Below are 12858 nucleotides of genomic sequence, written 5' to 3' on the forward strand. Positions count from 1 at the left end.
CGCGTGGGTCGGCATGCACGAGATGCCAGCCGGCGGCCGATGAGTCGAGGGGGAGCGTCATGGCCGATACTGCGTTGAGGGTCGAGTACCTGAGCCGAGTCGAGGCGGCCGAGCGATGCCGCATCCCGGTCTCGAGCTTCGACAAGCTGCGCCACGACGGACTCATCCCCGAGCCAGACGCCCGCATGGGCAAGCACCTGCTCTGGAGCGCCGACACCATCGACGAACTGCTCGCGCGGGGTGGAACGGAACACTGATGGTCGGGCGGCCGACGAGAGACACCCCGTCGCGGGTCGATCCGCGCACGGGCAGTCCGCTGCCTGAGGGCATCCGTTGGCGCGCCGACCGCCAGCGCTACCAGATCCGCGTCGTTGGCCCGAGCGTCGAGGGCGGCGCAGCCGAACGCTCCAGCACGTTCCTCACCCTCACCGAGGCGAAGCGCGAGCTGGCGAAGATGGTCGCCGGCCGCAACCCGAACGGATCGATGACGCTCGACCAGTGGTACGACAAGTACTGGCCGGCGATCGAGTCATCCATCCGCCCGGCGACGGCCCGCAGCTACGGAGTCGCCTGGCGGCTCCGGGTCAAGCCGAGCCTCGGCCGGCACCGGCTCGACGAGATCACCTCTCCCATGATCGAGTCGGCGATGGTCGCGTGGTCGGGCGGGGCATCCGCCAAGAATGACGCGCTTGCGGTGCTCTCCCGGCTGCTCGACGGCGCCCGCCGCTCGCGGTTCATCGGCTACAACCCGGCCCGCGAGGTGAAGCGGCCGAGCATGCGCGAGTCGATCTCGCCCGTCTCGCGGGCGCTCACGCTCGAGCAGATCAGCGCCCTCCTCGAGCTCATTCCCGACGGCGTGTACCGCCGCTACTTCGCCGCCCTCGTCTACACGGGCATGCGTGCGGGTGAGGCGACCGCGCTGCGCGTCGGCGACGTCGACTTCGGGCGCGGCGTCATCCGCGTCAGTCGCTCGCTGAGCCCGGGCATGCGCGGCGAGCTCATCGAGCAGTCCCCAAAGAGCCACAAGTCACGGGATGTCCCGCTGATCGACGCGCTGCGTCCGTACGCCGAGGCGGCGGCGCACGGCAAGCGGGGGAGTGATCTGCTCTTCGACGGACCCGACGGCGGACGCCTCACGAATCACAACGCCCGGCGCGCGGTGAACTGGGAGGAGCTGCGCGAGGCGATCGGTCGACCCGACCTCCGCATCCACGACCTTCGGCACACGTTCGCCACGATCCTGTTCGACGCCGGCGCCACGGCACCCGACGTGCAGGCGACCCTCGGCCACTCGAGCCTGCAGGTCACCGAGCGCTATTCACGCGCTCGCGAAGGCGTTGCGATCCGAGCCGGCGCAGCACTGAACGATGCGCTCAAGCGAGCCGACGAAAGCACGGGCAAGAGCGTCGACAGAAGCGCCGGCCAGACCGCCGACAAGGGCACCGCCAAGCCAGCCCATCCAGAACCAGAAATGGCACAACGCCGAACCAGGCGAACCGTTAATGGCACATTAATGGCACAGCCTCACCGGCGGCCTCGCGGAATGACCCGCTGACACGAAAAAACCCCCGGTAAACCGGGGGTTTTGACTGTGGCTCCGACCGGCATCGATCCGGTGACCTTTCGATTTTCAGTCGAACGCTCTACCAACTGAGCTACAGAGCCTCGAGGTGAAACACCCCGAATAAGGAGAAAGCCCCTTCTCTCGTAAGGGAAAGGGCTTGTCGCCTGAGCGACCCTGACGGGACTTGAACCCGCGACCTCCGCCGTGACAGGGCGGCACGCTAACCAACTGCGCTACAGGGCCTCGATGCGCTTTCGCGCGGTGAAGCTATTCAATTGTACGTGATGTTCCGAGTGGTTTTGACCGCTTGGAACTTGACCTTCGTAGTGACCCCAACGGGATTCGAACCCGTGCTGCCGCCGTGAAAGGGCGGTGTCCTAGGCCACTAAACGATGGGGCCGGAGGTCTTGCCTGGGGCATGACCGCCGAGAAGCAAGCATACGAGACGTTTCGCAGAATGGCAAAACGAGCGAGCGGATGCCCCGGCGAACGGCGCACGAGCCCCCGGAACGGCCGCCCGCGGCATCCGCCACACGCGCTGCGAAATGCCCGATTCGCGCGCGAGCCGTGCCTAGGGTGAGGCTGCCACCCTGCATCAGAACTGAGGAGCGACAGGCCTCGCACGCCTGCACGACCACCGATGACACGCACCGAATCACGCACGTCGACCGCCCGCACCCGTCGTCTCGTCGCGGGGCTCGCGGTGATCGCCGCTGCGCTCGTCGGCGCCGTGCAGCCGGTCTCGTCGCCGCAGGCCGCGTATGCCGCCGACTACCCCACGTGGGACGAACTGCAGGAGGCGAAGGCCAATACCAAGGCGGGCGCCGCGGCCGTGACCGAGATCACCGGGCTCATCGCCCAGCTCGAGGACAACGTGGCGGCCACCCGCGCCGAGGCCGAGCGCCGCACCGACGAACTCATCGCAGCACAGCAGGCGTACGACGACGCGGTGTACCGCGCGAACCAGATCCAGGCGCAGGCCGATGCCGCCGCGCAGAAGGCGGCGGAGGCCGAGGCGAACGCCGGCCAGGTCGCCGCGCAGCTGTACCGTGCGGGCACGGGCGACGTCGGGGTCAGCCTGTTCCTCGATGCGGGCGACTCGGTCGCGACCGAGACCCTGCTCGGCAAGCTCGGCAGCATGGAGAAGATGGTCGAGCGCACCTCGGCGATCTACGACGGCGCGAACGAGGCCGCGAACACGGCGACCGCGTTGGCGGGCCAGGCCGACGTGGCCGCGGCCGAGCGCGAGAAGTTGCGCATCGCCGCTGAAGAGGCGCTCGCGGCCGCGCAGGCCGCCCAGGCAGCCGCGGAGGCTGCGCTCGCCGAGTCCGAGGCGAAGAAGATCGAGCTCGAGCAGCAGCTGAAGTTCCTGAAGGACACCGAGGCGAAGACGTCGAAGGCCTACGAGGAGGGCGAGCGCATCCGCAAGGAGGAGGAGCGCAAGCGCCGCGAGGCCGAGGAGAAGCGTCGGCAGGAGGCCCTCGCGAACGGTTCGCCCGGCACCGTCGCGAGCTCGGGCTGGGCATCGCCGGCGTGGGGCGGCATCACGGGCACCTACGGCCCGCGCTCGTCGATCTGCTCGTCGGGCGGCTGCTCGGGCAGCTTCCACTACGCGGTCGACCTCGGCACCGGATGCGGCGCCCCCATCTACGCGGCGAACAGTGGCGTCGTGCGCTTCGCCGGCTGGTCGGGCACCTACGGCAACTACGTGCAGATCGACCACGGCGGTGGCGTCTGGACCGGATACGCCCACATCGTCGACGGCGGCACCCTCGTGGGCTACGGCCAGTGGGTCTCGGCGGGCCAGCAGATCGCGTGGAGCGGCACGACGGGCGCCTCGACGGGCTGCCACCTGCACTTCGAGGTCTACACCGACGGCTACCGTATCGACCCCATCCCGTTCATGGCTGCGAGGGGGGTCGGCCTTGGTTGACAACCGCACCCGCCCCATCTCGCGCGTGAAGCCCGCGACCGTGTTCTCGACCGTCGCGATCGGTGCGGTCGCGGCATCCGTCGCCGCTGCGGGCGGCCCGGCGTTCGCCGACCCCGACTACCCATCGTGGAGCGACATCGAGCAGGCGAAGGCCAACGAGCAGACCAAGCAGGCCGAGATCGACCGCGTCGGCGCGCTGCTCACGGGGCTGCAGTCGGCAGCGGATGCCGCGGCGGAGGCCTCGATGAAGGCCGACGAGGCGTGGCGGGTCGCCGTCGACGAGCGCGACCGGGCCGCCGAGCGCGAGCAGAAGCTCGGTGCGCAGGCCGACGAGGCCGACGCCGTGGCCGAGATCTCGAAGATGCGGGCCGGGCTCCTCGCCGCGCACCTGGCGAAGTCGGGCGGCGGCGACCTGTCGGCCGAGCTCATGCTCTCGGGCGACGACGCGAGCAAGCTCCTGCGCCAGCTGGGCATGGCGTCCAAGCTCGGCGAGCAGGCCAACGAGGTCTACGAGCAGGCGACCGTCGACCGCAACACGGCCGACGCACTGCGTGCGCAGGCTGCGGATGCCGCGGCCGAACGCGAGCGGCTCGCGGCCCTCGCCGAGACGCGCGCCGACGAGGCGGCTGCCGCAGCGGATGCCGCGAACGCGGCGGTCGCCGAGCAGCAGCAGCGGTCGCAGGAGCTCTACGCGCAGCTCGCGAGCCTGCAGGGCACGACCGCCGAGCTCGAGCGCGAACGGGCCGAGGGCCAGGCGCGCGAGGCGGCCGAGGCCGCGGCGGCCGCGCGGGCGGCGGCGGAGGCCGCGGCGGCCGCAGCAGCTGCGGCGGCGGCCGAGGAGGCGGCGAACGGCGGTGGTGACGGCGGCGGCGACAGCGGCGGCGACGCCGGCGGGGGAGGCACGCCCGCTCCGGCTCCCGGACCGCCCAACGCGGGAGCGGTCGAGACGGCGATCTGGTTCGCGAGCCAGCAGCTCGGCGAGCCCTACGTGCTCGGCGGCGCGGGCCCCGACGTCTGGGACTGCTCCGGCCTCACCCAGGCGGCCTACGGCTCCGCGGGCATCGGCATCGGCACGCACTCCGCGACGAATCAGTACTACACGCTCGCCGCACGCGGCAAGGCCGTGCCGCTGTGGGACATCCAGCGCGGCGACCTGCTCTTCTGGGGCGGGGGCGGCGACTACTACCACGTCGCGATCTACCTCGGCGGGGGTCGCATCCTCGAGGCTCCGCGCGAGGGCGTGCCCGTGCGCGAGTACTTCATCTGGGGCTCGCCCGCCGCGGCGGCCCGGCCCGCCGGCTGACCCGCGGGCATCGCCGCGGCGCCTGCCCGCGGCATCCGCTCGACCGGTGCCGTTCGGTCACCTGTCGTCGATCTCGTGTTCGCGCTCACCTCCGCGCACCGCTCCGCCCGACCCGACTCGCACCGCGGGAGGAGTTCGCGCTGAGTGGAGGGCCCATTCGGCGAAACGATCCTCCCGTCGCGGGATTCTCCTCCCCTCAGGTGCAGCAGCAGCAGCGGCGTGCGCGCGACCGGCGCCGCGCACGAAGAAGGGGCGAGCCGCAGCCCGCCCCTTCGACTCACGGATGCCGCGGCATCCGTTCGTGCTGCACTCCGGTCAGTGACCGGGGAACGCCTCGATGCCGGCCTGGATGATGGCCTCGGCCTCAGCGGCGTCGCCCCAGCCCTCGGTCTTGACCCACTTGCCGGGCTCGAGGTCCTTGTAGTGCTCGAAGAAGTGCTCGATCTCCTTGCGCGTGAACTCGGGGATGTCGTTCACGTCCTGGATCTGGTTCCAGCGGGGGTCGCCGGCGGGCACCGCGATGACCTTGGCGTCGCTGCCGCCGTCGTCGGTCATGTTGAAGACGCCGACGGGGCGCACCTTCACGCCCACGCCCGGGAACAGCGGGTAGTCGAGCAGCACGAGCACGTCGACGGGGTCGCCGTCGAGGCCGAGGGTGTTCTCGAAGTAGCCGTAGTCGGTGGGGTAGACGAACGTCGTGTAGAGCACGCGGTCGAGGAACACGCGACCGGTCTCGTGGTCGACCTCGTACTTGTTGCGGCTCCCCTTGGGGATCTCGATGACGGCGGCGTACTCGCCCATGTGGGTTCTCCTCGGTTGGTGGATGCGCTGTGCGCGTGCGCCGTCGCCCGCCTCGGGGCCGGTCGCGATCGGCGGAATAAGGTTACTTGATGCCTCCTGCCACCGAACCGAGCGATCCGAGCACGCGCGATCAGGGCGAACGAGCGGATGCCGCGGCCCGCCGCCCCCGCCTGACCCCGCCGATCGCCGACGTGCGCCGGGCGGTCCGCGCCGTGCTCGACGGGGTGCCCGCCGACGGTCTCGTGCTCGTCGCGCTCTCTGGCGGGCCCGACTCGCTCGCACTCGCCGCGGGCGTCGCGTTCGAGGCGCCGCGCGCCGGCCTCCGCGCCGGAGCGGTGGCCGTCGACCACGGGCTGCAGGCCGGCTCCGCCGAGGTCGCGGCGCGCGCGGCCGAGCAGGCGCGCGGCCTCGGGCTCGATCCGGTGCTCGTCACGCGCGTCGACGTCGGCGGCGAGGGCGGCCCCGAGGCATCCGCCCGCCGTGCCCGCTACGCCGCGCTCGACGAGGCCGCGAGGCAGACGGATGCCGCGGGCGTGCTGCTCGGGCACACCCTCGACGACCAGGCCGAGACCGTGCTGCTCGGGCTCGCGCGTGGATCGGGGGCCGCGAGCCTGGCCGGCATGCCCGCACGCTCGGGGCGCTACGCGCGGCCGCTGCTCGGCATCCGCCGTTCGACGACCGTGCAGGCGTGCGCCGACGCCGGGCTCGAACCGTGGACCGACCCGCACAACGCCGACCCCTCGTATGCGCGGGTGCGGGTGCGCGAACGCGTGCTGCCCGTGCTCGAGGCCGAGCTCGGCCCCGGCATCGCCGAGGCGCTCGTGCGCACCGCCGAGCAGCTGCGCGAAGACGACGACGCGTTCGAGGCCCAGATCGACGAGCTCATCGAGGAGATCTGCGAGCCCGCCGAGGCCGGCATCGCCGTCTCGGTCGGCGCGCTCGCTGCGAACCCCGCGGCCCTGCGCCAGCGCATCATCCGCCACGTGATCGGCAGCGAGTTCGGCGTCGCGCTCTCGCGCGTGCAGACGCTCGAGGTCGCCCGCCTCGTGACCGACTGGCACGGGCAGGGGCCGCTCGAGCTGCCCGACGGCGTGCGTGCGACCCGCGCCGGCCGCTACGTCGTGTTCTCGACGACCGGCTCGACCGAGATCCTCCCGCACGACCACTGACGCGCGCGGCGGTGCCGTGGCGGTCTTGGCGGTGCCGTGCTGGTCGTGCCGTGCCGGTCGTGCCGGTGCCGTGGCGGTCGTGCCGGTGCCGTGGCGGTCGGCGAAGTGCGCCCCGATCAGGGGCGACGGGGCCGGGCGGGTGCGATTAGGCTCGATGCATCCGTTTCGCCGCGCACCCACGGCAGACGTGCCCCGACCACCACCGCACCGGAGGAGCGCCCATGTACGCGAGCGAGATCGAAGCCGACCTGACCGAAGTCCTCGTCACCGAAGCCGAGATCCACGCGAAGCTCGCCGAGCTCGCCCGCCGCATCGAGGCCGACTACGAGGGCAAGGACATCCTGCTCGTCGGCGTGCTGAAGGGCGCCGTCATGGTCATGGCCGACCTCGCGCGCGAGCTGCGCTCGCACATCAGCATGGACTGGATGGCCGTCTCGAGCTACGGCGCCGGCACCAAGTCGTCGGGCGTGGTGAAGATCCTGAAGGACCTCGACACCGACCTCACCGGCCGGCACGTGCTCATCGCCGAAGACATCATCGACTCCGGCCTGACGCTCTCGTGGCTGCTCGAGAACCTCGAGTCGCGCGGTGCGGCCTCGATCGAGATCTGCGCGCTGCTGCGCAAGCCCGACGCCGCCAAGGTCGAGATCGACGTCAAGTACCTCGGATTCGACATCCCGAACCAGTTCGTCGTCGGCTACGGCCTCGACTACGCCGAGCGCTACCGCAACCTGCGCGACGTGGCGATCCTCGCGCCGCACGTCTACTCCTGATCCGGCGCGCGGCGGGTCTGCGCTGATCCGGCGCGCGGCGGCGCCCGAGTCCTAGAGTTCTCCTCATGGGCGATGGTCGTCGCCGCGGCAGGCTGCACGACGCTGCCGCCGCGTTCACGAGCAACTGGCGGAACCCCAACCTGCGTCGCGCCCAGCTGAGCTTCCTCGGGGCCTGGACCGCCGAGTGGGCGTTCACGGTCGCCCTCGGCATCGTCGCCTATCGCGACGGCGGGGCCGCGGCCGTCGGGCTCGTCGGACTGCTGCGCATGCTCCCGTCGGCGATCCTCGCCCCGCTGCTCTCGCCCATCGCCGATCGCGGGCGCCGTGAGCGCGTGCTGGTGCTCGTCTCGATCGTGCGCGGCGTCGCGACGGCCGGAGCCGCGGTCGTCGTCGCGCTCGCCTGGCCGACCGTCGTGGTCTACGTGCTGGCGGTGCTCTCCACGATCGCGGCGACGCTCTACCGGCCGGCCCACTCGGCGCTGCTGCCGTCGCTCTGCACCACCGGTCACGAACTCGCGAGCGCGAACATGGTGCGCGGGCTGCTCGACTCGGCCGCGACCCTCGTCGGCCCGCTCCTGGCCGCGGTGCTGCTGCAGTTCACCGGGGTCGACGTCGTGTTCGCGGTCGCCGCGGCGGCCTCGTTCCTCGCGGCTGCGCTCCTCGTGGGCCTGCGCTACGACGCGCCTCCGCGGCCTCCGGCGCCGAGCCGTCCGAACCTCGTCGCCGAGGCGGTCGAGGGCGTGCGCGCGGTCGCGCGGGATCGCGACCTGCTGCTGATCCTCGGGCTCGCTGCGGCGCAGGCCCTCACCCGCGGGGCCCTGACCGTGCTCTCGGTCGTCGTCGCGATCGAACTGCTCGGCACCGGCGAACCGGGGGTGGGCGCCCTCATGACCTCGGTCGGCGTGGGCGCGGTGCTCGGGTCGCTCGGCGCCTCGTTCCTCGTCGGCACCGGGCGGCTCGGGGCGTGGTTCGCGGTCGGCGTCGCGCTCTGGGGCCTGCCGCTGGCGCTCGTCGGGCTCGTGCCGCAGCAGTCGGCAGCCCTCGGACTGCTCGCCTTCATCGGCGTCGGCAACGCGCTCATCGACGTCGCCGGGTTCACGCTCATCGCCAGGCTCACGCCCGACGAGGTGCTCGGGCGGGTGTTCGGCGTGCTCGAGAGCCTGGTCGCCGTCTTCATCGGCATCGGAGCGGTCGTGGCGGGCGTGCTGGTCGACGGGTTCGGCGTGCCGGCCGCCCTCATCGCGGTCGGACTGGTCTGCCCGGTGCTCGCGATCGTCTGCTGGCCGCGGCTTCGCACCCTCGACCGGTCGGTCGACGTGCTCGATGCGGATGTCGGGCTGCTGCGCAGCGTGCCCATGTTCGGCAGCCTGCCGCTGCCCTCGATCGAGCAGCTGGCCCGGAGCCTCGAGCCGGTCGCCGTCGACGCGGGCGCCGACGTGTTCCGGCAGGGCGATGCCGGCGACCGCTACTACGTCGTCGAGTCGGGGGCCGCCGACGTGCTCGGCGACGGCCGCGTCATCACGACGCTCGGCCCCGGCGACGGGTTCGGCGAGATCGCGCTGCTGCGTCGAACGCCCCGCACCGCCACCGTGACGGCGCGGACCGCGCTCTCGCTCCGGGCGCTCCGGCCGGAGCGTTTCCTGACGGTGGTGCTGGGGTACACGGCCAGCGCGCGGGCCGCGTCCGACGAGGTCGACGGCCGGCTCGGCCGGTACTCGCCCGAGGAACCGCCCGACGGGGGCCCGACGCCCGGCACGTGAGCGGCGGCCCGGGTCTGCGTCGCCACCCCCGAACTGAGTATTGAGAAACCTTCAACTTGGTGGGATCGTGTGCCCATGACCTCGGGCCGTGCCGTCCTGCTGATCGCCGACATCGGTGGGTACACCGACTACATGAGCTCCCATCGCATGAGCCTCGCGCACGCCGAGGTGAACACCGCGCGCATGCTCGAGCGCATGATCGACGCGGCACCCGGCTACGACCTCATCGAGGTCGAGGGCGACGCCGCCTTCCTCTCGCGCTCGGTCGCATCGGGCGACTCGAGTGGCGCGGAGGCGGGCGACGCCGAGATGGCCTCGCTGCTCTCCGCCGCGGCGGCCATGCACCGGGCCTTCCACCAGGAGCGGCGGTACGTCGCGGCGAACCTCTGCCCGTGCTCGGGCTGCAAGGGGCCAGACGGGCTCAAGCTCAAGTTCGTGGCGCATATCGGCGACGTCGCCACCCAGCGCATCCGCGATCGCACCAAGCTCGTCGGCATCGACGTGATCCTCGTGCACCGCATGCTCAAGAACCCCGTCGACATCCCCGAGTACGTGCTGCTCTCCGAGGAGCTCTACCGCACCAGCGAGACTTCGGTGCCCGGCACCGTGCGCGAGGTCGAACCCGACCTCGAGGGATTCGGTCCGACGCGCGCCTACTTCGTCGACGTCGGCGACCTCGACTACCCCGCCGAGTCGCCTCCCGCACCGACCTGGCGCGGACGCCTCGGGCGCACGTTCGCGGCCGTCGGCCGCGGGCTGCCCTACATGATGGGCACCCGCAAACCGCAGCACCTCGTGCCGACGGAGGCCGTTCCGGCGGGTTGAGACAGCCCACAGCGAACATTCGGCCGACGTCCGGCGACGCCGGGGTAGCCTTGCAAGACCATGAACATGAAGAAGATCCTGCGCGGGCCGATCATCTACATCCTGCTGGCGATCGTCGCCGTCTGGATCGGGACGAGCCTGATCACGGCCTCCGGCTTCAAAGAGGTGTCGACGCAGCAGGGACTCGAGTTTCTGAAGGACGACAAGGTCGCCTCGGCCAAGATGGTCGACGGCGAGAACCGGGTCGACCTCACGCTCACCTCGGCCGACGACGAGTACGGCAAGCAGGTGCAGTTCTACTACGTCACGCCCCGCGGCGCCGACGTCGTCGCCGCCATCGACGAGGCGAACCCGAAGGACGGCTTCAACGACGAGGTGCCGCAGCCGAACTGGTTCCTCTCGATGCTCGGCATCCTCCTGCCGCTCGTGCTCATCGGCCTCTTCTTCTGGATCATGCTCTCCGGCATGCAGGGCGGCGGCAACCGCGTCATGCAGTTCGGCAAGTCGAAGGCGAAGCTCGTCTCGAAGGAGAGCCCCAAGGTCACCTTCGACGATGTCGCCGGCAGCGACGAGGCCATCGAGGAGCTCGAGGAGATCAAGGACTTCCTCAAGGAGCCCGCGAAGTTCCAGGCCGTCGGCGCCCGTATCCCGAAGGGCGTGCTGCTGTACGGCCCTCCCGGCACCGGCAAGACGCTGCTCGCCCGCGCGGTCGCGGGTGAGGCCGGCGTGCCGTTCTACTCCATCTCCGGATCCGACTTCGTCGAGATGTTCGTCGGCGTGGGCGCCAGCCGCGTGCGCGACCTCTTCGACCAGGCCAAGCAGAACGCGCCGGCCATCATCTTCGTCGACGAGATCGACGCGGTCGGCCGCCACCGCGGCGCCGGCCTCGGCGGCGGTCACGACGAGCGCGAGCAGACGCTGAACCAGCTGCTCGTCGAGATGGACGGCTTCGACCCGAAGACCAACGTCATCCTCATCGCAGCGACGAACCGCCCCGACATCCTCGACCCCGCACTGCTGCGCCCCGGTCGCTTCGACCGGCAGATCGGCGTCGACGCGCCCGACCTCAAGGGCCGCCAGCGCATCCTCGAGGTGCACTCGAAGGGCAAGCCGCTCGCCAAGGGCGTCGACCTCGAGGTGCTCGCGCGCAAGACGCCCGGCTTCACCGGCGCCGACCTCGCGAACGTGCTCAACGAGGCCGCGCTCCTCACCGCGCGCTCGAACGCGCAGCTCATCGACAACCGCGCGCTCGACGAGGCCGTCGACCGCGTGATCGCCGGCCCGCAGCGCCGCTCCCGCGTCATGAAGGACAAGGAGAAGCTCATCACGGCCTACCACGAGGGCGGACACGCGCTCGCGGCTGCGGCGATGAACTACACCGACCCCGTGACCAAGATCACGATCCTCCCGCGCGGGCGCGCCCTCGGCTACACGATGGTCATGCCGCTCGAAGACAAGTACTCGGTCACCCGCAACGAGCTCCTCGACCAGCTCACCTACGCCATGGGCGGCCGCGTCGCCGAAGAGATCGTGTTCCACGACCCGTCGACCGGAGCCTCGAACGACATCGAGAAGGCCACCTCGACGGCCCGCAAGATGGTCACCGAGTACGGCATGTCGGCTAACGTCGGCGCCGTGAAGCTCGGCCAGTCGCAGGGCGAGGTCTTCCTCGGCCGCGACATGGGCCACCAGCGCGACTACTCCGAGGAGATCGCCGAGCGCGTCGACGGCGAGGTGCGCACGCTCATCGAGCAGGCGCACGACGAGGCGTGGCAGGTGCTGAACGACAACCGCGACATCCTCGACAAGCTGGCCGCCGAGCTGCTCGAGCACGAGACGCTCGACCACAACCAGATCGCCGAGATCTTCAAGGACGTGAAGAAGCTCCCCGAGCGCCCGCTGTGGCTCTCGAGCGACAAGCGCCCCGTGTCGGACATCCCGCCGATCACGTTCCCCGAAGACCGGCTGCCCATCGACGAGGGCATGGTCGACGGCGGCGTGGACTCCCAGGACACCCCGATCGAGGAGCCCGCGCCCAAGCGCACGCCGCGTCAGAACCCGCGACCCGCGACGGCCTAGCCGCCGCGGGCGCCGCGCCGACCTGGGAGGGTGGACATGGCCGGTGTCGACACCGAGCGCATCGAACGCGCCGTGCACGAGATCCTGCTCGCCATCGGCGAAGACCCGGAGCGTGCGGGCCTGCAGCGCACGCCTGCACGCGTGGCCGAGGCCTATGCGGACTTCTTCGGCGGCCTGGCCGTCGACCCGCTGAGCCACCTGGCCGACGCGGTGCCCATCGGCACCTCCGACTCCGGGGCGCCCGCGACCTCCGACGCCGTGGTGCTGCGCGACCTCGCCTTCCGATCGGTCTGCGAGCATCACCTGCTGCCGTTCGTCGGCACCGCCCATGTGGCGTACCTGCCCGGCGACCGGGTCGTCGGCCTCGGGCGCATCCCCGCGGTGGTCGACACGCTCGCGGCACGTCCGCAACTGCAGGAGCGCCTCGCCGAAGAGATCGCCGACACCCTCGAGACGGGCCTCGACCCGCGGGGCGTGCTCGTGGTGCTCGACGCCCAGCACCGGTGCGTGACGACCCGCGGCTCGCGGCAGGAGCGCAGCTCGACGATCACGATCGTCGCCAGGGGCGAGCTCTCAGAGCCCGCGGCCCGCGCCGAGATCATCGCCCTCATCGGGGGCGGCGCAGCGTGAACGCCGCTGCCGGCACGCTCG

At 71.4% G+C, this 12858-nt stretch carries 11 protein-coding genes and 3 tRNA genes; 10 read left to right on the plus strand and 4 right to left on the minus strand.

The window, feature by feature from the left end; all coding sequences use genetic code 11:
* The first annotated feature begins 59 nt into the window (after window positions 1-59).
* Window positions 60-257 carry a hypothetical protein gene (locus ACFVS8_RS14805; protein ID WP_387063713.1) on the plus strand — a complete coding sequence of 66 codons (198 nt, stop codon included), beginning with the start codon at window positions 60-62 and terminating at the stop codon, window positions 255-257.
* Window positions 257-1555: a tyrosine-type recombinase/integrase gene (locus ACFVS8_RS14810; protein ID WP_387063716.1), complete on the plus strand. Its 1299-nt coding sequence runs from the start codon at window positions 257-259 to the stop codon at window positions 1553-1555. The genes ACFVS8_RS14805 and ACFVS8_RS14810 overlap by 1 nt, the downstream gene beginning before the upstream one ends.
* A 37-nt stretch (window positions 1556-1592) precedes the next feature.
* On the opposite strand, the gene ACFVS8_RS14815 is transcribed toward ACFVS8_RS14810, so the two are convergent.
* The 3 genes from ACFVS8_RS14815 to ACFVS8_RS14825 form a co-directional block, all read right to left on the minus strand.
* Window positions 1593-1665 (minus strand) — tRNA-Phe (locus tag ACFVS8_RS14815).
* 68 nt (window positions 1666-1733) lie between these two features.
* Window positions 1734-1807: transfer RNA gene (locus tag ACFVS8_RS14820), tRNA-Asp, on the minus strand.
* 84 nt (window positions 1808-1891) lie between these two features.
* Window positions 1892-1964, minus strand: a tRNA-Glu gene (locus ACFVS8_RS14825).
* 240 nt (window positions 1965-2204) lie between these two features.
* Between ACFVS8_RS14825 and ACFVS8_RS14830 the strand changes: the two genes are divergently transcribed.
* Entirely contained in the window at window positions 2205-3497 is a 1293-nt protein-coding gene (locus tag ACFVS8_RS14830; protein ID WP_387063718.1) for a M23 family metallopeptidase, read from the plus strand.
* Window positions 3490-4800 carry a C40 family peptidase gene (locus tag ACFVS8_RS14835; RefSeq protein WP_387063721.1) on the plus strand — a complete coding sequence of 437 codons (1311 nt, stop codon included), beginning with the start codon at window positions 3490-3492 and terminating at the stop codon, window positions 4798-4800. Before ACFVS8_RS14830 ends, ACFVS8_RS14835 begins: the two co-directional genes overlap by 8 nt.
* Window positions 4801-5115: 315 nt before the next feature.
* Here the strand turns inward: ACFVS8_RS14835 and ppa are convergent, their stop codons facing one another.
* Window positions 5116-5601: an inorganic diphosphatase gene (ppa, locus tag ACFVS8_RS14840; RefSeq protein WP_387063724.1), complete on the minus strand. Its 486-nt coding sequence runs from the start codon at window positions 5599-5601 to the stop codon at window positions 5116-5118.
* Between the two features lie 89 nt (window positions 5602-5690).
* Between ppa and tilS the strand changes: the two genes are divergently transcribed.
* The 6 genes from tilS to folE all read left to right on the plus strand — a co-directional run bounded on the left by tilS (window position 5691) and on the right by folE (window position 12837).
* Window positions 5691-6770, plus strand: a complete 1080-nt coding sequence (gene tilS / locus ACFVS8_RS14845; RefSeq protein ID WP_387063727.1) for a tRNA lysidine(34) synthetase TilS — start codon at window positions 5691-5693, stop codon at window positions 6768-6770.
* Between the two features lie 221 nt (window positions 6771-6991).
* Window positions 6992-7543, plus strand: a complete 552-nt coding sequence (gene hpt, locus ACFVS8_RS14850; protein WP_387063729.1) for a hypoxanthine phosphoribosyltransferase — start codon at window positions 6992-6994, stop codon at window positions 7541-7543.
* Between the two features lie 65 nt (window positions 7544-7608).
* Entirely contained in the window at window positions 7609-9303 is a 1695-nt protein-coding gene (locus ACFVS8_RS14855) for an MFS transporter (RefSeq protein ID WP_387063732.1), read from the plus strand.
* A 75-nt stretch (window positions 9304-9378) separates the two neighbouring features.
* Complete coding sequence (locus ACFVS8_RS14860; protein WP_387063734.1) at window positions 9379-10128, plus strand: DUF2652 domain-containing protein; 750 nt, start codon at window positions 9379-9381, stop codon at window positions 10126-10128.
* Window positions 10129-10188: 60 nt separating this feature from the next.
* A complete protein-coding gene (ftsH, locus tag ACFVS8_RS14865; protein ID WP_387063737.1) occupies window positions 10189-12207 on the plus strand; it encodes an ATP-dependent zinc metalloprotease FtsH in 2019 nt (672 codons plus the stop codon).
* A 36-nt stretch (window positions 12208-12243) separates the two neighbouring features.
* On the plus strand, window positions 12244-12837 hold the full coding sequence (gene folE / locus ACFVS8_RS14870; protein ID WP_387063739.1) for a GTP cyclohydrolase I: 594 nt from the start codon (window positions 12244-12246) through the stop codon (window positions 12835-12837).
* Window positions 12838-12858 lie beyond the last annotated feature (21 nt).

The sequence above is a fragment of the Agromyces sp. NPDC058110 genome, from assembly GCF_042884735.1.
Classification (GTDB): domain Bacteria; phylum Actinomycetota; class Actinomycetes; order Actinomycetales; family Microbacteriaceae; genus Agromyces.